Annotated in this window: 22 protein-coding genes and 2 tRNA genes; 20 read left to right on the top strand and 4 right to left on the bottom strand. The window is 58.3% G+C overall.

Annotated elements, in window-relative coordinates:
* Positions 1 to 37 precede the first annotated feature (37 nt).
* Positions 38 to 520, bottom strand: coding sequence for an SsrA-binding protein SmpB (gene smpB, locus HXW87_RS07760; RefSeq protein ID WP_003221505.1), 483 nt, complete (start codon positions 518 to 520; stop codon positions 38 to 40).
* Between the two features lie 119 nt (positions 521 to 639).
* Here smpB and HXW87_RS07765 point away from each other — a divergent pair, with 119 nt between their 5' ends.
* From HXW87_RS07765 to HXW87_RS07775, 3 genes are read left to right on the top strand one after another with little or no spacing between them, the layout of a single operon-like run.
* Positions 640 to 2,043, top strand: coding sequence for a sodium-dependent transporter (locus HXW87_RS07765; protein WP_239778712.1), 1,404 nt, complete (start codon positions 640 to 642; stop codon positions 2,041 to 2,043).
* 7 nt (positions 2,044 to 2,050) lie between these two features.
* Entirely contained in the window at positions 2,051 to 2,485 is a 435-nt protein-coding gene (locus tag HXW87_RS07770; RefSeq protein ID WP_003221509.1) for a type II toxin-antitoxin system RatA family toxin, read from the top strand.
* On the top strand, positions 2,478 to 2,792 hold the full coding sequence (locus HXW87_RS07775) for an RnfH family protein (RefSeq protein ID WP_239778713.1): 315 nt from the start codon (positions 2,478 to 2,480) through the stop codon (positions 2,790 to 2,792). The genes HXW87_RS07770 and HXW87_RS07775 overlap by 8 nt, the downstream gene beginning before the upstream one ends.
* Before the next feature lie 61 nt (positions 2,793 to 2,853).
* On the opposite strand, the gene HXW87_RS07780 is transcribed toward HXW87_RS07775, so the two are convergent.
* Entirely contained in the window at positions 2,854 to 3,381 is a 528-nt protein-coding gene (locus tag HXW87_RS07780) for an outer membrane protein assembly factor BamE (protein ID WP_027610774.1), read from the bottom strand.
* A 97-nt stretch (positions 3,382 to 3,478) separates the two neighbouring features.
* Here HXW87_RS07780 and fur point away from each other — a divergent pair, with 97 nt between their 5' ends.
* Positions 3,479 to 3,883 (top strand): ferric iron uptake transcriptional regulator, encoded by a 405-nt coding sequence (gene fur / locus HXW87_RS07785; protein WP_003221515.1) that lies wholly within the window; start codon positions 3,479 to 3,481, stop codon positions 3,881 to 3,883.
* Positions 3,884 to 3,958: 75 nt separating this feature from the next.
* Here fur and recN read toward each other — a convergent pair whose 3' ends face one another.
* Positions 3,959 to 5,632 carry a DNA repair protein RecN gene (gene recN, locus HXW87_RS07790; RefSeq protein WP_121183648.1) on the bottom strand — a complete coding sequence of 558 codons (1,674 nt, stop codon included), beginning with the start codon at positions 5,630 to 5,632 and terminating at the stop codon, positions 3,959 to 3,961.
* 240 nt (positions 5,633 to 5,872) lie between these two features.
* Between recN and grpE the strand changes: the two genes are divergently transcribed.
* The 8 genes from grpE to HXW87_RS07830 all read left to right on the top strand — a co-directional run bounded on the left by grpE (position 5,873) and on the right by HXW87_RS07830 (position 16,343).
* Positions 5,873 to 6,439 carry a nucleotide exchange factor GrpE gene (gene grpE, locus HXW87_RS07795; protein WP_007961425.1) on the top strand — a complete coding sequence of 189 codons (567 nt, stop codon included), beginning with the start codon at positions 5,873 to 5,875 and terminating at the stop codon, positions 6,437 to 6,439.
* Positions 6,440 to 6,541: 102 nt separating this feature from the next.
* Positions 6,542 to 8,458: a molecular chaperone DnaK gene (dnaK, locus tag HXW87_RS07800; protein WP_003221521.1), complete on the top strand. Its 1,917-nt coding sequence runs from the start codon at positions 6,542 to 6,544 to the stop codon at positions 8,456 to 8,458.
* Positions 8,459 to 8,754: 296 nt separating this feature from the next.
* The gene (gene dnaJ, locus HXW87_RS07805) at positions 8,755 to 9,879 is read left to right on the top strand and encodes a molecular chaperone DnaJ (RefSeq protein WP_003221522.1); all 1,125 of its coding nucleotides are present in this window, start codon (positions 8,755 to 8,757) and stop codon (positions 9,877 to 9,879) included.
* A gap of 9 nt (positions 9,880 to 9,888) precedes the next feature.
* Complete coding sequence (gene dapB / locus HXW87_RS07810) at positions 9,889 to 10,695, top strand: 4-hydroxy-tetrahydrodipicolinate reductase (RefSeq protein ID WP_003221523.1); 807 nt, start codon at positions 9,889 to 9,891, stop codon at positions 10,693 to 10,695.
* A gap of 257 nt (positions 10,696 to 10,952) precedes the next feature.
* Entirely contained in the window at positions 10,953 to 12,089 is a 1,137-nt protein-coding gene (gene carA / locus HXW87_RS07815; protein WP_095667565.1) for a glutamine-hydrolyzing carbamoyl-phosphate synthase small subunit, read from the top strand.
* A 126-nt stretch (positions 12,090 to 12,215) separates the two neighbouring features.
* A complete protein-coding gene (gene carB, locus HXW87_RS07820) occupies positions 12,216 to 15,437 on the top strand; it encodes a carbamoyl-phosphate synthase large subunit (protein ID WP_239778714.1) in 3,222 nt (1,073 codons plus the stop codon).
* Entirely contained in the window at positions 15,434 to 15,910 is a 477-nt protein-coding gene (gene greA, locus HXW87_RS07825) for a transcription elongation factor GreA (RefSeq protein ID WP_041066788.1), read from the top strand. Before carB ends, greA begins: the two co-directional genes overlap by 4 nt.
* 28 nt (positions 15,911 to 15,938) lie before the next feature.
* Positions 15,939 to 16,343: an MFS transporter gene (locus tag HXW87_RS07830; RefSeq protein WP_095667564.1), complete on the top strand. Its 405-nt coding sequence runs from the start codon at positions 15,939 to 15,941 to the stop codon at positions 16,341 to 16,343.
* A gap of 9 nt (positions 16,344 to 16,352) precedes the next feature.
* Here HXW87_RS07830 and HXW87_RS07835 read toward each other — a convergent pair whose 3' ends face one another.
* Positions 16,353 to 16,661 carry a YhbY family RNA-binding protein gene (locus HXW87_RS07835; protein WP_003221534.1) on the bottom strand — a complete coding sequence of 103 codons (309 nt, stop codon included), beginning with the start codon at positions 16,659 to 16,661 and terminating at the stop codon, positions 16,353 to 16,355.
* A gap of 101 nt (positions 16,662 to 16,762) precedes the next feature.
* On the opposite strand from HXW87_RS07835, the gene rlmE reads away from it, so the two are divergent.
* The 8 genes from rlmE (at position 16,763) to HXW87_RS07875 (ending at position 23,210) form a co-directional block, all read left to right on the top strand.
* On the top strand, positions 16,763 to 17,392 hold the full coding sequence (gene rlmE / locus HXW87_RS07840; protein ID WP_003221536.1) for a 23S rRNA (uridine(2552)-2'-O)-methyltransferase RlmE: 630 nt from the start codon (positions 16,763 to 16,765) through the stop codon (positions 17,390 to 17,392).
* A gap of 202 nt (positions 17,393 to 17,594) precedes the next feature.
* Positions 17,595 to 19,502: an ATP-dependent zinc metalloprotease FtsH gene (ftsH, locus tag HXW87_RS07845; protein WP_027610779.1), complete on the top strand. Its 1,908-nt coding sequence runs from the start codon at positions 17,595 to 17,597 to the stop codon at positions 19,500 to 19,502.
* An 8-nt stretch (positions 19,503 to 19,510) separates the two neighbouring features.
* Entirely contained in the window at positions 19,511 to 20,362 is an 852-nt protein-coding gene (folP, locus tag HXW87_RS07850; RefSeq protein ID WP_047291170.1) for a dihydropteroate synthase, read from the top strand.
* Positions 20,363 to 20,378: 16 nt separating this feature from the next.
* Positions 20,379 to 21,716 (top strand): phosphoglucosamine mutase, encoded by a 1,338-nt coding sequence (gene glmM / locus HXW87_RS07855; RefSeq protein ID WP_239778715.1) that lies wholly within the window; start codon positions 20,379 to 20,381, stop codon positions 21,714 to 21,716.
* A 65-nt stretch (positions 21,717 to 21,781) separates the two neighbouring features.
* On the top strand, positions 21,782 to 22,537 hold the full coding sequence (gene tpiA, locus HXW87_RS07860; RefSeq protein WP_008088336.1) for a triose-phosphate isomerase: 756 nt from the start codon (positions 21,782 to 21,784) through the stop codon (positions 22,535 to 22,537).
* Positions 22,538 to 22,541: 4 nt separating this feature from the next.
* Complete coding sequence (gene secG / locus HXW87_RS07865) at positions 22,542 to 22,928, top strand: preprotein translocase subunit SecG (protein WP_027610782.1); 387 nt, start codon at positions 22,542 to 22,544, stop codon at positions 22,926 to 22,928.
* Positions 22,929 to 22,950: 22 nt separating this feature from the next.
* Positions 22,951 to 23,036: transfer RNA gene (locus tag HXW87_RS07870), tRNA-Leu, on the top strand.
* A gap of 97 nt (positions 23,037 to 23,133) precedes the next feature.
* Positions 23,134 to 23,210 (top strand) — tRNA-Met (locus HXW87_RS07875).
* The last annotated feature ends 51 nt before the right edge of the window (positions 23,211 to 23,261 follow it).

Below are 23,261 nucleotides of genomic sequence, written 5' to 3' on the forward strand. Positions count from 1 at the left end.
GAGCTGCCGAAGGCTGCGATCTTTCAGGCAGAAGAAATTATTCTTCCTTGCCCTTGTTGCGAACGGCGCGCTGCAGCTCTCGACCGGCGTCGCGTTCGCGCTCGGTGTCACGCTTGTCGTATTCCTTCTTGCCCTTGCCCAGAGCAATCTCGCACTTGACCATGTGCTTGCTCCAGTAGAAGGACAGGCACACGCAGGCATAGCCTTTCTGTTGCACGGCAGCGGCGAGTTTTTCCAGCTCGCGCTTATTGAGCAGCAGTTTGCGGGTGCGGGTCGGATCGGCGATGACGTGGGTGCTTGCGGTCATCAACGGCGTGATGTGACTGCCGAGAAGCCAGGCTTCGCCGTCCTTGAGCAGCACGTAACTGTCGACCAGTTGCAGCTTGCTTGCCCGCAGACTTTTTACTTCCCAGCCGGCCAGGACCAGACCAGCCTCGAAACGATGTTCGATGAAGTAATCGTGTCGCGCCTTTTTGTTCTGCGCGATGGTCCCTGTTGGGTGTTTCTTCTGTTTAGCCATAGGGGCGGCATTATATGGAGATAAATGATCCTCGGCTACGGTGATGCTGCGTGCTTGAGCAGGTTGAGTGAATCCCGGACAATGCGGCCTCTTTTTCTAACGCTTGGGCGTGATATTCAATGTCGACAGACAAGGTTTCTGTCCACGGCAGTTGGGCTAGCCGCTGGGTTTTCATATTCGCCGCGACCGGTTCGGCCGTGGGACTGGGCAGCATCTGGAAATTCCCCTACATGGTCGGGGTCTACGGCGGCGGCGCCTTCGTGCTGATGTTTCTGGCCTGCATCGCATTGATCGGGATCCCGGTCATGCTGGCTGAAACCCTGATCGGCCGTCGCGCACGGCAGAGTCCGGCGAACGCCTTGAAGGTGCTCGCGCTGGAGGCTGGGCATTCGGGCAAGTGGTCGTGGGGCGCGTTTGCCGGGATGATCACGGCGCTGCTGATCTTGTCTTTCTATAGTGTGGTCGGCGGCTGGTCGCTGGATTACATCATCGACATGGGGCGCGGCGAGTTCCAGGGTGCTACGGCGGAGCAGGTCGGCGCTTATTTCGGCAATGTGATCTCCGATCCTTGGCGTCTGACACTTTGGCACACAGTTTTCATGCTGTTGTCGGCCGTGGTGATCGCCAAAGGCGTGGTTGCCGGGCTGGAGCGCAGCCTGCGGATCATGATGCCGCTGCTGTTCGTGATGGTGTTGGTATTGCTGGGTTACAGCATGACTACCGGGCATTTCATGGAAGGCGTGCATTTCATGTTCGACTTCCATCCGGAAAAAGTCCTCGACGGCTTGCTGCCCGCCATGGGCCACGCGTTCTTTTCCCTGAGCGTGGGCGTCGGCTCGATCATGATCTACGGCGCTTACATGACCAAGGAAGCCTCGCTCTCTGGCACCGTGGTCGGTGTGGCGCTGCTGGATACCTTTGTATCGCTGGTGGCCGGTCTGGCATTGTTTCCGATTGTGTTTGCTGGCGGTTTGAACCCTAGCGAAGGCCCGGGCCTGATGTTTGTCAGTCTGCCATTTGCCTTCGGTAACGTGGTTTTCGGCCAGTTGATGGGCGTGGTGTTCTTTGTGCTGGTGGCGATTGCCGCCTGGAGCTCGGCGATTTCCTTGCTTGAACCGATGGTGGCCTATCTGGTTGAACGCACGAAAATCAGCCGTGGCTGGGTGACTTTCTGGCTGGCGTTCATCTGCTGGTTCGTCGGTCTGGGTACGGTTTTCTCTTTCAATATCTGGAAGGAAGCCAAATTTTTCGTGAACGAAGGCGGGCTGTTCCATCTCTACCAATGGGGTGCGGCGGGCGGTCTGGACTTCTTCGGCGTGATCGATTTCTTCACCTCGCGGATCATGTTGCCGCTCGGTGGCCTGTGCTTCGTGCTGTTTGCCGGTTGGGTGATGGGGCGTGATGCGGTGCGGGAGGAGTTGTCGATTCGTAACCCGGCGCTGTTTGCCCTGTCCTTGTTCTTGATGCGCTACGTGGCGCCTATCGGCATTCTTGTAGTGTTTGCCGCTCAGCTCTGGAAGTAACGCTTACATGACGACACATATTCAACGTTCGGCGTTGCTGCCCTACCCGGCGCAATTCCTCTACGACCTGGTCAACGACGTCGCGCGTTACCCGGAATTCTTGCCATGGTGCTCGTCCGCCGAAGTGCTGGAAAGCTCGCCCGAGCACATGCGCGCCAGCGTTGGCGTGGCCAAGGGCGGTCTCAGTCAGCACTTCGTCACGCGCAATACGCTGGTGCCGGGACAATCGATCGAGATGAACCTGGAAGAAGGCCCGTTCAACCAGCTGCATGGTGTCTGGGTCTTCAAGGCATTGAACGAGAAGGCCTGCAAGATCAGTCTTGACCTGTCTTTTGACTACGCCGGCCCGCTGGTGCGCGCGACGCTTGGCCCGCTGTTCAATCAGGCGGCGAATACGTTGGTGGATGCGTTCTGCCAGCGTGCCAAGCAGATGCATGGTTGATCCGGTGATCGAGATTGAAGTGGTGTATGCCGCCGTGGATCGTCAGCTTCTGCGCGCTTTGAGCGTCCCGGAAGGGACGACAGTGCGAGAGGCGGTACTCAAGTCAGGTATTGGCGATGAATTCCCGGAGCTGGATCTGAGTGATTGTCCGCTGGGGATCTTCGGCAAGGTGGTGGCTGATCCACGGGCTCGCTTGATTCAGGCGGGGGAGCGCATCGAGATCTACCGGCCGTTACTGGCGGACCCGAAAGAGGTTCGACGCCTGCGGGCGGCCAAGGCTGCCGAGGCCAAAGCGCGAAATCAGTAGCCTGGCCAGATCGCAGGCAATAAAAAACCCGGAAATTCCGGGTTTTTTATTGCCTCGCGCATTACTGCGGGGAGGTGTCCAGCGGCTCAGGCGTCGGAACCGGAACGGTTTCAACACCGTCCACGTCCTTCTGGATCGAATCCAGCAAGGAGCCTGGTTTGGCGGGTTGTTCCGGCTTCGGCTTCTCGGCGTTTTCAGCAGGGGCGGTCACGCTGGTGCCACTGTCCTTACCGAGAATGGCCTCGTCACGGCTTACGCCCGGCATGAAGTCACCGGACAGGCTGACAAGCTGGTCGTTGGAATTGAAATTAACACTCACGCGCTCCTGCTGGCGTTCACCGCCACCAGGTTGCAGGCTGTACAGATAATCCCAGCGATCGGCATGGAACGTGTCGGTCAGCAGAGGGTTACCCATGATAAACCGTACTTGCCGACGGGTCATTCCCGGGCGTAACTGGTCTATCATGTCCTGCGTGACGACATTGCCCTGCTGGATGTCGATTTTGTAAACCCCGGGGAATGAACAACCGGCGAGTGCGAGCAGTCCCACAAAGGTGAAACTGGTTAGCAAGAGCTTGGTGTTTTGCATCGGTGGGCGACTTCCACTATCTTGGCTGGGACAACGTAAACGCCGATCATACCCGCATTAAGAGAAGCTGCGAAGCAGCATCGCGAGAAAGCTGACCATGGTTGAAAATAGCGAACTACGCAAAGCCGGCCTCAAAGTGACCCTGCCACGGGTCAAGATCCTGCAAATGCTCGACTCTACCGAGCAGCGTCACATGAGTGCCGAAGACGTCTACAAGGCGTTGATGGAAGCGGGCGAGGACGTCGGTCTGGCCACGGTTTACCGTGTTCTGACCCAGTTCGAAGCTGCTGGCCTCGTGGTCCGTCACAACTTCGACGGTGGCCACGCGGTATTCGAATTGGCCGACGGTGGCCACCACGACCATATGGTCAACGTGGAAACCGGTGAAGTCGTCGAATTCGTCAGTCCGGAAATCGAAAAGCTCCAGAAGGCAATTGCCGAGGAGCACGGTGTTGATCTGGTAGATCACAATCTGGTGCTGTACGTACGCAAGAAAAAGTAAGCATGTCGCGCGAATTTCAGGTTCGCGAAACGAACGAAGGCGACTCAAGGGTCGCCTTCGTGCTTTCTGCCGTTCTTAAACTTTTGCCGTGACCACCATTTTTTTCGCGTGAGCCAAGGATTCTTTGGTCAGGTCGATCCCGCCCAGCATCCGCGCCACTTCTTCTATGCGGTCGTTCTTGCTCAGCTTGGACACGGCGGTGTGGGTAGCCTGCTCGCCGCGAACCTTGTGCACAAATAAATGCTGATGACCCTGCGCCGCCACTTGCGGCAAATGCGTCACGGTCAGCACTTGGCCGCGATCGCCAAGACGCCGCAACAACTGACCGACGATTTCCGCTGTCGGCCCGCCGATACCCACGTCCACTTCGTCGAATACCAGGGTTGGCACCCGTGAGGTCTGCGCAGTGATCACTTGAATCGCCAGGCTGATCCGCGACAGCTCGCCACCGGAGGCTACTTTGGCCAGCGCCTTGAGCGGCTGGCCGGGGTTGGCGCTGACCAGCAGTTCGACTTGTTCCAGTCCGTTAGGCTGCAGTTCGTCGCTGGTGTTGGCGCGCAGCTCGATGGTGAAGCGTCCGCCCGGCATGCCCAAACGCTGGATCTCTTGCTCCACGGCGCTGGCGAGGCTGCTGGCGGCCTGATGGCGCAAGTCGCTCAGCTCCCGGGCCTTCTCTTGATAATGGCGGGCATAAGAGGCCAGTTCATCACCCAGGCGTTCGATGGATTCGTCGTTGGCATTCAATGTCTCGATTTCATCGAGCAATTTCTGCTGCATCTCGGCGACTTCGGTTGGCTGAATCCGGTGCTTGCGGGCCAGGGTGTAAATCGCGTCGAGACGTTCTTCCAGATACTGCAGGCGCGCCGGATCGGCATCGAAGTTGTCGAGGAAGCGATTGAGCTCGCCCACGGCTTCTTCGACCTGGATCTGCGCGCTGGTCAGCAAGCTGCTGGCTTCGCCCAGCGCGCCGACCGAGCTGTTCACGCTCGACAGGCGATTGAGACTGGCGGTCAGCGCATTCAGTACATTGCCGGAATCGCTTTCGCTGCACTGCTCGACCACCTGTCGACAAATGCCAAGCAGGGTTTCGGCGTTGGTCAGATTCTTGTGTTCCTGCTCCAGCTGTTCGAGTTCGTTTTCGCCGAGGCCGAGGTTCTCCAGTTCTTCGAGCTGGTAGCTGAGCAATTGGTGACGCGCGCGTTGCTCGTCACCCGAGTTGGAGAGGCGCTCCAGTTCCTGGCGGGTCTGGCGCCAGCGCTGCGCGGCGAGTTGCACCTGACGGGCCAGATCGGTAGCGCCGGCATATTCGTCGAGCAGGCGCCGGTGAGTATCGGTTTTCAGCAGGGACTGATGTTCGTGCTGGCTGTGGATGTCGATCAGCAGTTCGCCGAGGGCCTTGAGATCACCGAGCGGGCAGGGTGTGCCATTGATATAGCCGCGCGAACGGCCTTCGGCGGTGATCACCCGGCGCAGGATGCAGGGGCCGTCGTTTTCGAGGTCGCGCTCGGCCAGCCAGGCATGGGCTTCGGGAATGTCGACCAGGTCGAAGGTGGCCAGAATGTCGGCCTTGTCGGCGCCCGGGCGAACCACGCCGCTGTCGGCGCGGTCGCCAAGGGTCAGGCCCAGGGCGTCGAGCATGATCGACTTGCCGGCGCCGGTTTCCCCTGTGATCACGCTCATCCCGCGATCAAGTTCGAGATCGAGATGTTCAACGATGGCGTAGTTGTGTACGGACAGGTGCACCAGCATAAAGGCCGCTCCCAGGCTTTAGGTCTGGTTATTTATACAGTGTTTTGTTTCGGCCTGACAATGCCCTCGTTTAGCTCGATTTGCTTGATCCGATCAAATGCTTAGTCCGAGCAGGAATGACAATGCAGCACTTTTTTGTAGGGTTAATCATTGCAGGCCCTTGAAGCCTGATTTTGCGGCCCCATATATCGGGGCAGAAGCGCGAGTACAGCTCGCGGACGTAATTGAAAGGAGAATTCTATGGCTGACGAACAGACAGTAGATACGCAAAATCCAGAAGCCAATCAGGCGCCCGAAACTTCGGGTGACGACCTGGCGACCCGTGTACAAGTGCTCGAAGAGCAGTTGGCCGCCGCGCAGGATCAGTCGCTGCGCGTAGCTGCCGATCTGCAGAACGTCCGCCGCCGTGCCGAGCAGGATGTCGAGAAGGCGCACAAGTTTGCGCTGGAAAAATTCGCCGGTGACCTGCTGCCGATCGTCGACAGCCTGGAGCGCGGCCTCGAGCTGTCGAGCCCGGACGACGAAAGCATCCGTCCGATGCGCGAAGGCATTGAACTGACCCTGAAAATGTTTCACGACACCCTCAAGCGTTATCAGCTTGAAGCGATCGATCCGCATGGCGAACCGTTCAACGCCGTTCACCATCAGGCGATGGCCATGCAGGAAAGCGCCGACGTCGAACCGAACAGCGTTCTGAAGGTGTTCCAGAAGGGCTATCAGCTCAATGGTCGCCTGTTGCGTCCGGCCATGGTTGTGGTCAGCAAGGCGCCGGCGCCAATTTCGCCTTCGATTGACGAGAAGGCTTGAAATTAGCCGCAAGGCCCCCATTTAGAAGTCAAGCGTTTAAGTATTACCGCAGTTAGCCACCACTGCTGCGGCAACAAAATCCAAAGTTTCGGGAGAGTGAACATGGGCAAAATTATCGGTATCGACCTGGGGACTACCAACTCCTGCGTCTCCGTGCTGGAAAACGGCGTAGCCAAAGTTATCGAAAACGCCGAAGGCGCGCGCACCACGCCGTCGATCATCGCTTACGCCAACGATGGTGAAATCCTCGTTGGTCAGTCGGCCAAGCGTCAGGCAGTGACCAACCCGCACAACACCCTGTACGCGGTGAAGCGTCTGATCGGTCGCAAGTTCGACGAAGAAGTCGTACAGAAAGACATCAAGATGGTCCCGTACAAAATCGCCAAGGCTGACAACGGCGACGCCTGGGTTGAAGTGAACGGCCAGAAAATGGCGCCGCCACAAATCTCGGCTGAAATCCTGAAGAAGATGAAGAAGACTGCCGAAGATTACCTCGGCGAGCCTGTGACTGAAGCGGTGATCACCGTTCCGGCCTACTTCAACGACAGCCAGCGTCAGGCGACCAAAGACGCCGGCCGCATCGCTGGTCTGGACGTTAAACGTATCATCAACGAACCAACCGCAGCGGCTCTGGCTTACGGTATGGACAAGGCCAAGGGCGATCACACCGTGATCGTTTACGACCTGGGTGGCGGTACTTTCGACGTTTCCGTGATCGAGATCGCTGAAGTTGACGGCGAGCACCAGTTCGAAGTGTTGGCCACCAACGGTGACACCTTCCTCGGCGGTGAAGACTTTGACATTCGTCTGATCGACTACCTCGTTGACGAATTCAAGAAAGAAAGCGGCATGAACCTCAAAGGCGACCCGCTGGCCATGCAGCGCCTGAAAGAAGCCGCTGAGAAAGCCAAGATCGAGCTGTCCTCCGCGCAGTCGACCGACGTCAACCTGCCGTACATCACTGCAGACGCCACCGGTCCTAAGCACCTGAACGTGAAGATTTCGCGTGCCAAGCTCGAAGCACTGGTTGAAGACCTGGTTCAGCGCACCATCGAACCTTGCCGCATCGCCATGAAAGACGCCGGTATCGACGTTGGCGCGATCAACGACGTGATTCTGGTCGGCGGTCAGACCCGTATGCCGCTGGTACAGAAGCTGGTGACCGATTTCTTCGGTAAAGAAGCACGTAAAGACGTGAACCCGGACGAAGCAGTTGCCATGGGTGCTGCGATCCAGGGCGCCGTTCTGGCCGGTGACGTGAAAGACGTTCTGCTGCTCGACGTCAGCCCGCTGACCCTGGGTATCGAAACCATGGGTGGCGTGATGACCGCGCTGATCGAGAAAAACACCACGATTCCTACCAAGAAATCGCAAGTGTTCTCGACTGCCGACGACAACCAGGGCGCCGTGACCATTCACGTCCTGCAAGGTGAGCGTAAGCAAGCTGCGCAGAACAAGTCCCTGGGCAAATTCGACCTGGCCGACATTCCACCTGCTCCACGTGGCGTGCCGCAGATCGAAGTGACCTTCGACATCGACGCAAACGGCATCCTGCACGTTGGCGCGAAAGACAAGGCGACCGGTAAAGAGCAGAAGATCACCATCAAGGCCAACTCCGGTCTGTCGGATGAAGAAATTCAGAAGATGGTTCGCGACGCCGAGCTGAACGCCGAGGAAGACCGCAAGTTCGCGGAGCTGGCTGAATCCCGTAACAAGGGTGACGCACTGGTTCACTCGACTCGCAAAATGGTCACCGAAGCGGGCGACAAGGTCAGCGCCGAAGAGAAGACCGCGATCGAAGCTGCCGTGGTTGCACTGGAAGCCGCTGTGAAAGGCGACGACAAGGCTGCCATCGAAGCGAAGATCGAAGAGCTGTCGAAAGTCTCGGCTCCGGTTGCCCAGAAGATGTACGCCGAACAGGCTCAGCCTGCTGAAGGCGCGGCGCCGCACGACGAGAAAGCTGAAAAGGCTGACGATGTTGTCGATGCCGAGTTCGAAGAAGTCAAAGACCACAAGTAAGTTGTTGGTCGGCCGGTTGACTGCCTTGCGGCGGTGACTGGTAGGATGTCGCCGCGCGGGAGCTTGCTCCCGCGTTGGCGTATCTGGAATACGTGAATTTTTACAGCATGCGACAAGCCTTGCATGCTGTTGGTATGGCCGGGAATGCTCCTGCTTTTCGTGCCGCAAGTACCACAAGAAACAAAGACCAGGATCGTTGAATTGACGTGAGTTGGGTCCGGGCCTGTATTGGGGCTCAACGAGTTTGGCCATCCTCAGGAGGGGTTTGCCGAACGTCCTCAAGAGTGCAAAGACTTATGGCAAAGCGTGACTATTACGAAGTATTGGGTGTCGAGCGTGGTTCAAGCGATGCAGACCTGAAAAAGGCCTATCGTCGCCTGGCGATGAAGCACCACCCGGACCGTAATCCCGATGACAAAGCGTCGGAAGAACTGTTCAAAGAGGCCAACGAAGCCTACGAAGTATTGTCCGATTCGAGCAAGCGCGCGGCCTACGACCAGTACGGTCATGCTGGCGTCGACCCAAGCATGGGTGGCGGTGGTGCCGGTTTCGGCGGGCAGAATTTCTCTGACATCTTTGGCGATGTCTTCAGTGACTTCTTCGGTGGCGGTCGCGGCGGTTCCCGTGGCGGCGCCCAGCGCGGCAGCGATTTGCGCTACACCCTGGAGCTGAATCTGGAAGAAGCGGTACGCGGTACCACCGTGAATATCCGCGTTCCGACACTGGTCAACTGCAAGCCGTGCGACGGTTCCGGCGCGAAGAAAGGCTCGTCGCCATCGACCTGCCCGACCTGCGGCGGCATCGGTCAGGTGCGCATGCAGCAGGGCTTCTTCTCGGTGCAGCAGACCTGCCCGCGCTGCCATGGCCAGGGCAAGATCATTTCCGATCCGTGCGATTCCTGCCACGGCGACGGTCGCGTCGAAGAATACAAGACCCTGTCGGTCAAAGTGCCGGCTGGTGTTGATACCGGCGACCGCATTCGTCTGTCCGGCGAGGGCGAGGCGGGCACCCAGGGCGGCCCGACCGGCGACCTGTACGTGGTGATCAACGTGCGCGAGCACGACATCTTCCAGCGCGATGGCAAGCACCTGTTCTGCGAAGTGCCGATCAGCTTTGTTGATGCGGCGCTCGGCGGCGAGCTGGAAATCCCGACCCTCGACGGTCGCGTCAAATTGAAAATCCCCGAAGGCACCCAGACCGGCAAGCAGTTCCGTGTACGCGGCAAAGGCGTGGCGCCGGTGCGTGGCGGTGGTGCGGGCGACTTGATGTGCCGCGTAGCGGTCGAGACCCCGGTCAATCTGAATCGTCGTCAGCGCGAACTGCTCGAAGAATTCCGCAGCTCGCTGGCGGACGATAACAGCCACTCGCCGAAAACCACTGGTTGGTTCGATGGTGTGAAGCGCTTCTTCGGCGATCTGTAAGGAGTCGGCATGCGACGTATAGCTGTGATGGGCGCCGCCGGGCGCATGGGCAAGATTCTGGTCGAAGCCGTGCAACAGCGCGCGCCATTGACCGGCCTGACTGCGGCGATCGTTCGTCCCGGCAGTACGCTGATCGGAGTGGACGCCGGTGAGCTGGCTTCGCTGGGTCGTATCGGTGTGCCGTTGTCCGGCAACCTCGAATCGGTGGCTGAAGAGTTCGATGTGCTGATCGACTTCACCCTGCCAGAAGTGATGTTGAAAAACCTCGCGTTCTGTCGCAAGGCCGGAAAGGCCATGGTCATTGGCACCACCGGGCTCGACGCTGCGCAGAAGCAACTGCTGGCCGAGGCGGGCAAGGATATTCCGATCGTGTTTGCGGCCAACTTCAGTGTCGGGGTCAACCTGTCGTTGAAGCTGCTCGAAATGACTGCCCGGGTGCTGGGCGACGATGCTGACATCGAAATCATCGAAGCGCATCACCGGCACAAGATTGACGCGCCTTCGGGCACGGCGCTGCGCATGGGTGAAGTGATTGCCGATGCGCTGGATCGTGATCTGCAGAAGGTTGCGGTCTATGGTCGTGAAGGTCACACCGGTGCGCGCGAGCGGGAAACCATTGGTTTCGCCACCGTTCGCGGTGGTGATGTGGTCGGTGATCACACCGTGCTGTTTGCCTGCGAAGGCGAGCGCCTGGAGATTACGCACAAGGCTTCCAGTCGCATGACATTCGCCAAGGGTGCGGTGCGTGCGGCGTTGTGGCTGGATGGCCGCGAGCCGGGTCTGTATGACATGCAGGACGTGCTCGACCTGCATTGATTGAATGTTTTACCCAGCGCAAACGCCCGGTTTGCGCTGGTTTTTCTGCACCGCGCGACGGCCTGTCGCATTCTCCGGCCTTTTAGGCTCTTTAGCGGTGGACCAAAAAAGCCTTTTTCTGTAAGCTACAGCTTTAGTGTGTCCACTAAAAGCGCGCAGAATAATTCAGTGAAGAAGCGGGGTGACGTGTCCATACGTCACTCCGCTTTTTTACAACCTGCGATTGCCCTTTCATGCGTTATTTACGGGAGGTCTTCTTGACTAAGCCAGCCATACTCGCCCTTGCTGATGGCAGCATTTTTCGCGGCGAAGCCATTGGAGCCGACGGTCAAACCGTTGGTGAGGTGGTGTTCAACACCGCAATGACCGGCTATCAGGAAATCCTTACCGATCCTTCCTACGCCCAACAGATCGTTACCCTGACTTACCCGCACATCGGCAACACCGGCACCACGCCGGAAGATGCCGAGTCCGACCGTGTATGGTCCGCTGGCCTGGTCATCCGTGACCTGCCGCTGGTAGCGAGCAACTGGCGTAACACTCTGTCCCTGTCCGACTACCTGAAAGCCAACAACGTTGTGGCAATCGCCGGTATCGACACCCGCCGCCTGACCCGCATCCTGCGTGAAAAAGGCGCCCAGAACGGCTGCATCATGGCCGGCGACAACATCTCCGAAGAAGCTGCAATTGCCGCCGCGCAAGGCTTCCCGGGCCTGAAGGGCATGGATCTGGCGAAAGTCGTCAGCACCAAGGAAAAGTACGAATGGCGCTCCACTGTCTGGGATCTGAAGACCGACAGCCACGCGACCCTCGAAGCGTCCGAGCTGCCATACCACGTGGTTGCCTACGACTACGGCGTCAAGCTGAACATTCTGCGCATGCTGGTCGAGCGCGGCTGCCGCGTGACCGTGGTGCCGGCGCAAACCCCGGCAGCCGACGTGCTGGCGCTCAAGCCGGACGGTGTGTTCCTGTCCAACGGTCCTGGTGATCCGGAGCCTTGCGACTACGCGATCAAGGCGATCAAGGAAGTGCTGGAAACCGAGATTCCGGTCTTCGGTATCTGCCTTGGTCACCAGCTGCTGGCTCTGGCCTCCGGCGCCAAGACCCTGAAAATGGGCCATGGCCACCACGGTGCCAACCACCCGGTACAGGATCTGGACACTGGCGTCGTGATGATCACCAGCCAGAACCACGGTTTCGCGGTTGACGAAGCGACCCTGCCGGCCAACGTGCGTGCGATCCACAAATCGCTGTTCGATGGCACCCTGCAAGGCATCGAGCGCACCGACAAGAGCGCGTTCAGCTTCCAGGGCCACCCTGAAGCGAGCCCGGGCCCGAACGATGTGGCGCCCCTGTTCGACCGCTTCATCAACGAGATGGCCAAGCGACGCTAAGCGTTCGCCTTGAGACTGTAGCGAGAAGCCCTCGAGGGCGGCCCCGACACCGGTGGCGCCCCTCAGGGCTTCAGAAATCGATCAAGACGGCTTGCCGACTGACCTGCGGATTTGAGTGACAAACCCATGCCAAAACGTACAGACATTAAAAGCATCCTGATTCTCGGCGCTGGCCCGATCGTTATCGGCCAGGCCTGCGAATTCGACTACTCCGGCGCCCAGGCCTGCAAAGCCCTGCGCGAAGAGGGTTACCGCGTCATCCTGGTGAACTCCAACCCGGCCACCATCATGACCGACCCGGACATGGCTGACGCCACGTACATCGAGCCGATCAAGTGGCAGACCGTGGCCAAGATCATCGAAAAAGAACGCCCGGACGCGGTGCTGCCAACCATGGGTGGCCAGACTGCACTGAACTGCGCCCTGGATCTGGAGCGCGAAGGCGTTCTGGAAAAGTTCGGCGTGGAAATGATCGGTGCCAACGCCGACACCATCGACAAGGCTGAAGACCGTTCGCGTTTCGACAAGGCCATGAAATCCATCGGCCTGGAATGCCCGCGTTCCGGTATCGCCCACAGCATGGAAGAAGCCAACGCCGTTCTCGAGCGTCTTGGTTTCCCGTGCATCATCCGTCCGTCCTTCACCATGGGTGGCACTGGCGGCGGTATTGCCTACAACCGTGAAGAGTTCGAAGAAATCTGCGCCCGCGGTCTGGACCTGTCGCCGACCAAAGAGCTGCTGATCGACGAATCGCTGATCGGCTGGAAAGAATATGAAATGGAAGTTGTCCGCGACAAAAAGGACAACTGCATCATCGTCTGCTCGATCGAAAACTTCGACCCGATGGGTGTGCATACCGGTGACTCGATCACCGTTGCTCCGGCACAGACCCTGACCGACAAGGAATACCAGATCCTGCGTAACGCCTCGCTGGCGGTACTGCGCGAGATCGGCGTCGAGACCGGCGGCTCCAACGTGCAATTCGGTATCTGCCCGGACACTGGCCGCATGGTCGTGATCGAGATGAACCCGCGCGTATCGCGTTCCTCGGCACTGGCTTCGAAAGCCACCGGTTTCCCGATTGCCAAAGTCGCGGCCAAACTGGCTGTGGGCTACACCCTCGACGAACTGTCCAACGACATCACCGGCGGCAAGACCCCGGCGTCCTTCGAGCCGTCGATCGACTACGTTGTGACCAAGCTGCCACGTTTCGCCTTCGAGAAATTCGCCAAGGCTGACGCGCGCCTGACCACGCAAATGAAGTCGGTCGGTGAAGTCATGGCCATCGGCCGCACCTTCCAGGAATCCCTGCAGAAAGCCCTGCGCGGTCTGGAAGTCGGTGTTTGCGGGCTGGACGAGAAGCTCGACCTGAGCAACCCGGAAAGCATGAGCATCCTCAAGCGCGAGCTGACCGTGCCGGGCGCCGAGCGTATCTGGTACGTAGCGGACGCATTCCGCGCCGGCATGACCGTCGAAGACATTTTCGGCATGAACATGATCGACCCGTGGTTCCTGGTGCAGATCGAAGATCTGATCAAGGAAGAAGAGAAGGTCAAGACCCTCGGTCTGTCCGCTATCGACCGCGACCTGATGTTCAAGCTCAAGCGCAAAGGCTTCTCCGATCAGCGTCTGGCCAAACTGCTGGGTGTGACCGAGAAGAACCTGCGTACGCACCGTCAAAAACTGGAAGTGTTCCCGGTCTACAAGCGCGTTGACACCTGTGCCGCCGAGTTCGCCACCGACACCGCGTACCTCTACTCGACGTACGAGGAAGAGTGCGAAGCCGCGCCGTCCGGTCGCGACAAGATCATGATTCTGGGTGGTGGTCCGAACCGTATCGGCCAGGGCATCGAGTTCGACTATTGCTGCGTACACGCCGCCCTCGCACTGCGCGAAGACGGCTATGAAACCATCATGGTCAACTGCAACCCGGAAACCGTTTCCACCGACTACGACACGTCCGACCGTCTGTACTTCGAGCCGGTAACCCTGGAAGACGTACTGGAAATCTGCCGCGTCGAGAAGCCGAAAGGCGTGATCGTCCAGTACGGCGGCCAGACTCCGCTGAAACTGGCGCGTGCCCTCGAAGCCGCTGGCGTGCCGATCATCGGTACCAGCCCTGACGCCATCGACCGCGCCGAAGACCGTGAGCGCTTCCAGCAAATGGTTGAGCGCCTGAACCTGCGTCAGCCGCCAAACGCCACCGTGCGCAGCGAAGACGAAGCCGTTCGCGCTGCCGCGAAAATCGGTTATCCGCTGGTGGTGCGCCCGTCCTACGTACTGGGCGGCCGCGCGATGGAAATCGTCTACAAGGAAGACGAACTCAAGCGCTACCTGCGTGATGCGGTGCAAGTGTCCAACGACAGCCCGGTGCTGCTCGACCACTTCCTCAACTGCGCCATCGAGATGGACGTGGATGCGGTCTGCGACGGCAAAGACGTGGTGATCGGCGCGATCATGCAGCACATCGAACAGGCGGGCGTTCACTCCGGTGACTCCGCGTGCTCGCTGCCGCCGTACTCGCTGCCGGCGCACATCCAGGACGAGATGCGCGAACAGGTCAAGAAAATGGCCCTGGAACTGGGCGTTGTCGGCCTGATGAACGTGCAACTGGCCTTGCAGGGCGAAGACATCTACGTCATCGAAGTCAACCCGCGCGCTTCGCGTACCGTACCGTTCGTGTCCAAGTGCATCGGTGTTTCCCTGGCAATGATCGCTGCACGCGTCATGGCCGGTAAGACCCTGAAGGAAATCGGCTTCACCAAGGAAATCATCCCGAACTTCTACAGCGTGAAAGAGGCGGTGTTCCCGTTCGCCAAATTCCCTGGCGTTGACCCGATCCTCGGCCCGGAGATGAAGTCCACCGGTGAAGTGATGGGTGTCGGCGACACCTTCGGTGAAGCCTTCGCCAAGGCCCAGATGGGCGCGAGCGAAGTGCTGCCGACCGGCGGTACCGCGTTCATCAGCGTGCGTGACGATGACAAGTCGCTGGTTGCAGGCGTGGCCCGTGATCTGATCAACTTGGGCTTCGAAGTGGTCGCCACTGCCGGTACTGCCAAGCTGATCGAAGCCGCAGGCCTGAAAGTGCGCCGCGTGAACAAGGTGACCGAGGGTCGTCCGCACGTGGTCGACATGATCAAGAATGACGAAGTCACCCTGATCATCAACACCACCGAAGGCCGTCAGTCGATCGCTGATTCCTACTCCATTCGTCGTAATGCCCTGCAGCACAAGATCTACTGCACCACCACCATTGCTGCGGGCGAGGCTATCTGTGAAGCGCTGAAGTTCGGTCCCGAGAAGACCGTACGCCGCTTGCAGGATCTACACGCAGGATTGAAGGCATGATCAAGTACCCAATGACCGTCCAGGGCGCAAAAGCCCTGGAAGAAGAACACGCTCACCTGACCAAGGTCGTTCGTCCGAAGCTCAGCCAGGACATCGGTACAGCTCGCGAGCTGGGTGATCTGAAGGAAAACGCCGAATACCATGCCGCCCGCGAACAGCAGGGCATGGTCGAGGCGCGGATCCGTGATATCGAAGGCCGGATCCAGAATCAGGTCATCATTGATGTCACGACCATTCCGCACACCGGCAAAGTGATCTTCGGTACCACTGTCGAAATCGCCAACGTCGAGACGGATGAAAGCGTCGCTTACCACATCGTGGGTGAGGATGAGGCTGACTTCAAACTCGGCAAGATTTCGGTCGGCTCGCCCTTGGCCCGTGCCTTGATCGGCAAGGAAGAGGGTGACGTGGTTGCCGTGAAAACGCCGAGTGGTGTTATCGAGTACGAGATTGTCGAAGTCCGTCACATCTGAAGGCAAGCGCCCGCTACGTGCGGGCGCCATGCTTTGGCAGCTGACCCAGATGTTGTGGGTCGGCGGCTTCTGGTTGATTCACCTCGGTTTGCGACCGGTGCTGGGCAAGATTGGTCTGGCACCGTTGCTGATCGATGAGATTGCCGATGCGTTCGAAGTGTCGCTGGTGATTTTTGCCGCGGCCTGCGTGATTTTTCAGGCTTTGGTGCTGGTACGGGCCGAGGGCCTTGCCAGTCTGTGGCGGGATTTTCGCGGGCAGGTGTTGTTGATGGCACTGTATGCGTGTGCGATGTTTGTCGCCGTGCATGTCGGCTGGCCGCAAGCGCAGCGCTGGCAGGCATTCAGTTTTCTGCTGTTGGGCTTCTCTGGACTGGTGCTGGTGTTGCAGCCGCTACCGGGATGGAGTGGCAGGGTGCGCGAAGCACACCCTTGACCCTTGCCATCACTTGAAGCGATGAACGTTCGACAGCTGCTTGTTGACGCTGAAGTTCTTGCGATAAACCAGCGCCATCTTGCCGATGACCTGTACCAGATCAGCCTTGCCGACCTTGCACAGCTCTGCAATGTGCGCCAGGCGCGACTCGCGGTCGAGGATGTTGAGCTTGATCTTGATCAGCTCGTGATCCGCCAAGGCGCGTTCAAGTTCGGCTAATACACCTTCAGTCAGACCGTTGTCCGCCACCGTCAAAACCGGTTTCAGGTGGTGGCCAATGGATTTGTACTGTTTCTTCTGCTCTGGAGTGAGCGGCATAATCTGACCCTTTCGTCTGGATTCTGTAAAATGGCGGCCATTTTACCCGAGGGTTCGTGGATCCGCCCAATTAATCACGACCCTTATTATCGAGGTGCCCAATGGCGCGTTCCAAGACAAGCCTTGGTTGGCTGAAACGACATGTCAACGATCCTTATGTGAAGCAGGCGCAGAAGGATGGCTACCGCTCGCGTGCGAGTTACAAGCTTCTGGAGATCCAGGAGAAATACAAGCTGATCCGTTCCGGCATGAGCGTTGTCGACCTGGGCGCGGCGCCCGGGGGCTGGTCACAGGTCACCAGCCGACTGATCGGTGGTCAGGGGCGACTGATCGCTTCGGACATCCTGGAAATGGACAGCATTCCGGACGTGACCTTCATTCAAGGTGACTTCACCGAGGACGAAGTGCTCGCGCGGATCCTTGAAGCCGTGGGTAATTCACAGGTGGACCTTGTGATTTCCGATATGGCCCCCAATATGAGTGGTACGCCTGAAGTGGACATGCCCAAAGCCATGTTCCTTTGCGAGCTGGCGCTTGATCTGGCGGAACGGATACTCAAGCCGGGTGGTAATTTCGTGATCAAGATTTTTCAGGGCGAAGGTTTTGATGTCTACCTGAAGGATGCTCGGAAGAAGTTCGACAAGATCCAGATGATCAAGCCGGACTCCTCCCGTGGCAGCTCCCGCGAGCAATACATGCTGGCTTGGGGTTACCGTGGCGGTAATGAGTAAAACGAGGTTTTTTGCCGGGGCGATAGGTTTTTCGTATTTTGCCCCGCGTGCATAAGCGAATATTGTGTAGAAAGTGTTTCACAAAGGGTTACAGACGGCGCCTGCAAGAGTTGTAGGTAATGTAGTAAGTTAGGCCGGTGAATATCATGCGAAGCGCGCGCCAGTAGCGGAGCTTGCTTCAGAGGGTAGTTAATTGAACGATATGGCAAAGAATCTGATCCTGTGGTTGATCATCGCGGCAGTCCTCGTGACGGTGATGAACAACTTCTCCAGCCCTAACGAGCCGCAGACCCTCAACTATTCCGACTTCATCCAGCAGGTCAAGGATGGCAAGGTCGAGCGCGTAGCCGTTGACGGCTATGTGATTACCGGCAAGCGCAACGATGGCGACAGCTTCAAGACCATTCGTCCGGCGATCCAGGACAACGGCCTGATCGGCGACCTGGTCGACAATCACGTTGTGGTTGAAGGCAAGCAGCCTGAGCAGCAAAGCATCTGGACTCAACTTCTGGTGGCCAGCTTCCCGATCCTGGTGATCATCGCGGTGTTCATGTTCTTCATGCGCCAGATGCAGGGCGGTGCCGGCGGCAAGGGCGGACCGATGAGCTTTGGCAAGAGCAAGGCACGCCTGCTCTCCGAAGACCAGGTGAAGACCACGCTGGCTGACGTTGCTGGTTGCGACGAAGCCAAGGAAGAAGTTGGTGAGCTGGTTGAGTTCCTGCGTGATCCGGGCAAGTTCCAGCGCCTCGGCGGTCGTATTCCTCGCGGCGTATTGATGGTCGGCCCTCCGGGTACCGGTAAAACCTTGCTGGCCAAGGCGATTGCTGGCGAAGCGAAAGTGCCGTTCTTCACCATCTCCGGTTCCGACTTTGTTGAAATGTTTGTGGGTGTTGGTGCAAGCCGCGTTCGCGACATGTTCGAGCAGGCCAAGAAGCACGCGCCGTGCATCATCTTCATTGACGAAATCGACGCCGTCGGTCGCCACCGTGGCGCCGGCATGGGCGGCGGTCACGACGAGCGTGAGCAGACCCTCAACCAGTTGCTGGTAGAGATGGACGGCTTCGAAATGAATGACGGCATCATTGTGATCGCTGCCACCAACCGTCCTGACGTACTTGACCCTGCGCTGCTGCGTCCGGGCCGTTTCGACCGTCAGGTCGTTGTCGGTTTGCCGGATATTCGCGGTCGCGAGCAGATTCTCAAGGTTCACATGCGGAAAGTGCCAATGGGTGATGACGTGGCTCCAGCCGTTATCGCCCGTGGTACCCCAGGCTTTTCCGGTGCCGATCTGGCCAACCTGGTCAACGAAGCGTCGCTGTTCGCTGCACGTAGCGGCAAGCGCATCGTCGAAATGAAAGAATTCGAGCTGGCCAAAGACAAGATCATGATGGGCGCCGAGCGCAAATCCATGGTCATGTCCGAGAAAGAGAAACAGAACACCGCTTATCACGAAGCGGGTCATGCGATCGTTGGGCGCGTTGTGCCTGAGCATGATCCTGTCTACAAGGTTTCGATCATTCCACGTGGCCGTGCGCTGGGCGTGACCATGTTCCTGCCTGAAGAGGATCGTTACAGTCTGTCCAAGCGTGCGCTGATCAGCCAGATCTGCTCGCTGTACGGTGGCCGTATCGCCGAAGAGATGACCCTTGGTTTCGATGGTGTGACCACCGGCGCTTCCAACGACATCATGCGTGCCAGTCAGATTGCGCGGAACATGGTGACCAAGTGGGGCCTGTCGGAAAAACTCGGTCCGCTGATGTACGCCGAAGAAGAGGGCGAAGTGTTCCTCGGTCGCGGTGGTGGTGGTCAGAATGCCAGCTTCTCCGGTGAGACAGCCAAGCTTATCGACTCCGAAGTGCGCAGCATCATCGACCAGTGTTACGGCACGGCCAAGCAGATCCTCACGGACAACCGTGACAAGCTGGATGCCATGGCTGATGCGCTGATGAAGTACGAAACCATTGATGCCGAGCAGATCGACGACATCATGGCGGGTCGTACGCCACGTGAGCCGCGTGACTGGACAGGTGGCACGGGTACGCCTCCGCCTCCGGTGATTCAGGATGAGCGTCCGGAAACACCGATCGGCGGTCCGGCTGCTGACGTTTAAGGTTTGAAATGACTTCTGCACAGTCCCTGACCCGGTTGCCTTGCGGCAACCGGGTTCTTGATTTGGCCCGGACGCATGTCATGGGCATTCTCAATGTCACTCCCGATTCCTTCTCCGATGGCGGCCGGTACAATCAGCTCGACGTGGCCTTGCGTCACGCCGCAGCCATGGTGGCTGCTGGGGCGACGCTGATCGATGTCGGCGGTGAGTCGACCCGGCCTGGCGCGCGCGCGGTTTCACCGCTCGAGGAATTGGAACGCGTAGCTCCGATCGTGGAGCTGATCAATCGCGAGCTGGATGTGGTCATCTCGGTCGATACTTCGACACCTGCGGTGATGCGTGAAACAGCGCGCCTGGGTGCCGGGTTGATCAATGATGTGCGCTCGTTGCGCCGCGATGGTGCGCTGGATGCCGCAGCCGCGACCGGGCTGCCGGTCTGTCTGATGCATATGCTCGGCGAGCCGGGTGACATGCAGGACAATCCGCGCTATCAGGACGTTACCCGGGAAGTCGGTGAGTTTCTGGCAGAGCGCATGGCTCAATGTGCGGCGGCAGGCATTCCGGCAGAGCGGATCATTCTTGATCCCGGTTTCGGTTTCGCGAAAACCCTGCAGCACAATCTAAGCTTGTTCAAGCATATGGAAGCCCTGCATGCGCTGGGGCGTCCGCTATTGGTCGGTGTCTCACGCAAAAGCATGATTGGCCAGGCTTTGAGCCGACCCGTGGGTGAGCGTTTGCACGGCGGTCTCGCACTGGCGGCACTGGCATCGATTAAAGGAGCGCGTATATTGCGCGTCCATGATGTGGCGGAAACGGTAGACGTGGTGCGTATGCTCGCGGCCGTGGAATCAGCCGAATAAGAATGATGGAGCACTTATGAGCAAGAAATACTTTGGTACTGACGGTATTCGTGGCCGTGTCGGTGAATATCCGATCACTCCGGACTTCATGCTCAAGCTCGGCTGGGCGGCCGGTATGGCCTTTCGCAAGATGGGCGCGTGCAAGGTGCTGGTTGGCAAGGACACGCGAATCTCCGGCTACATGTTCGAATCGGCGCTTGAGGCAGGTCTGACGTCGGCGGGCGCCGATGTGATGCTGCTTGGTCCGATGCCGACGCCCGCCATTGCCTATCTGTCGCGCACGTTTCAAGCCGAAGCCGGGATCGTGATCAGTGCTTCACATAACCCGCATGACGATAACGGCATCAAGTTCTTCTCGGGTAAAGGCACCAAGCTGCCTGACGATTTGGAGCTGATGATCGAAGAATTGCTCGATACCCCGATGACCGTGGTTGAGTCGAGCAAGATTGGCAAGGTGTCGCGTATCAACGACGCTTCGGGTCGCTACATCGAATTCTGTAAAAGCAGCGTGCCTACCGGTACCAGCTTTTCCGGTTTGAAAATCGTGATCGACTGCGCACACGGAGCGACCTACAAAGTTGCTCCTAGTGTCTTTCGTGAGTTGGGCGCTGAAGTGGTCGTGCTGTCGGCTCAGCCCAATGGTCTGAACATCAATGACAATTGCGGTTCGACCCATATGGGTCAGCTGCAAGCCGCTGTTCTCGCCGAGCACGCTGATCTGGGCATCGCCTTTGACGGTGACGGTGATCGGGTGCTGATGGTGGATCACACTGGCGCCATCGTTGATGGTGACGAGTTGCTGTTCATCATCGCGCGTGATCTGCACGGGCGTGGCAAATTGCAGGGCGGCGTAGTCGGCACGCTGATGAGTAACCTCGGTCTGGAGCTCGCTCTGGCAGAACTCTCGATTCCATTCATTCGTGCCAATGTCGGTGACCGTTATGTGATCGCCGAACTACTGGAGCGTAATTGGCTGGTAGGTGGTGAAAACTCGGGGCATATCGTCTGCTTCAATCACACCACCACTGGTGATGCAATCATTGCTGCGTTGCAGGTGCTGATGGCACTGAAAACCCGCAATGAAGGCCTTGCCCAAACGCGTCAGGCGTTGCGCAAGTGCCCTCAGGTACTGATCAATGTGCGCTTCGGTGGTGGCGAAAGTCCGCTCGAGCACCCGGCGGTCAAGGAGGCCAGTGCGCGTGTAACCCAGGCAATGGCGGGTCGTGGTCGCGTGCTTCTACGCAAGTCCGGCACAGAGCCATTGGTGCGTGTGATGGTCGAAGGCGAGGATGAAACTCAGGTTCGCAGCTACGCCGAAGAACTGGCAAAACTGGTAACTGAAGTTTCTGCCTGATTCGGCTTGCCAGCCATGATTGTGTTGGGTAACATCTGCGCCCACTTTGACCGACGAGGTACAGCATGCGTCGCCCTATGGTAGCTGGTAACTGGAAGATGCACGGTACCCGCGCCAGCGTCGCTGAGCTGATCAACGGCCTTCGTCATCTGGCCTTGCCAAGCGGTGTTGATGTCGCGGTATTCCCGCCTTGCTTGCATATCAATCAAGTGATTGATGGTTTGAAAGGAAAATCGATTTCGGTCGGTGCGCAGAATTCTGCGGTGGAATCCATGCAAGGTGCATTGACCGGTGAAATTGCGCCGAGTCAGTTGGTGGATGCAGGTTGTTCCCTGGTGCTTGTCGGGCACTCCGAACGCCGCCAGATAATGGGCGAGCGAGACGGGATGCTGAATCGCAAGTTCGCAGCGGCACAGGCATGTGGCTTGATTCCGGTGTTGTGTGTAGGGGAGACCCTCGAGCAGCGCGAGGCCGGAAAAACTCTTGAGGTTGTCGGGCGTCAGCTGGGCAGCATCATCGAGGAGCTGGGTGTTGGTGCCTTTGCCAAGGCAGTCATTGCTTACGAGCCTGTCTGGGCCATTGGTACCGGACTGACTGCAACGCCGCAACAGGCTCAGGATGTGCATAAAGCCATTCGCGAGCAGTTGGCGGCAGAGAATTCTGAAGTCGCGCGAGGTGTGCGGCTTCTATACGGCGGCAGCGTGAAGGCGGCCAATGCGGTCGAACTGTTCGGCATGCCGGATATCGATGGGGGGCTCATTGGTGGAGCTTCCCTGAATGCAGATGAGTTCGGTGCGATTTGTCGCGCCGCGGGAAACTGAAAAAATGCTGGAAACAGTCGTAGTCGTTTTTCATCTGCTGGGTGCATTGGGCGTAGTTGCTCTGGTTTTGCTGCAGCAGGGTAAAGGTGCGGACGCTGGCGCGTCTTTCGGAGCAGGTGCTTCAAATACTGTGTTCGGAAGCCAAGGTTCCTCTACCTTTCTTAGTAAGTTTACTGCTATACTTGCCGCCGGTTTCTTCATAACCAGCTTGGGGTTAGGTTACTTTGCTAAAGAGAAGGCTCATCAGCTGACTCAAGCAGGTTTGCCAGATCCAGCAGTGTTGGAAGTACCAAAGCAACAACAACCGGCTTCTGATGATGTCCCGGTGCTTCAAGAGCAAAAGTCGGCTACTCCAGCGACTGACGTACCTCCAGCTCAAGAGCAGAAGTAAGAAGGGTTTCAAACGTAGTTTTGCCGAGGTGGTGGAATTGGTAGACACGCAACCTTGAGGTGGTTGTGCCCATAGGGTGTAGGGGTTCGAGTCCCCTTCTCGGTACCAATTAGTCAGGAGAGCCCGCTGTTGCGGGCTTTCTTGCAGGTGGAAGGTTACATTGACCCTATAAGGGATCGGTCGTATACTTCCGCCCCAGCTTTGTCGCGGGGTGGAGCAGTCTGGTAGCTCGTCGGGCTCATAACCCGAAGGTCGTCGGTTCAAATCCGGCCCCCGCAACCAGTTTAAGGAGCCCCTTTTCAGGGGCTTTTTGTTAGCTGGACACTTTCTGCG

Origin of the sequence: Pseudomonas sp. Y5-11 (assembly GCF_022368695.1) — a bacterium.
GTDB lineage: Bacteria > Pseudomonadota > Gammaproteobacteria > Pseudomonadales > Pseudomonadaceae > Aquipseudomonas > Aquipseudomonas parakoreensis.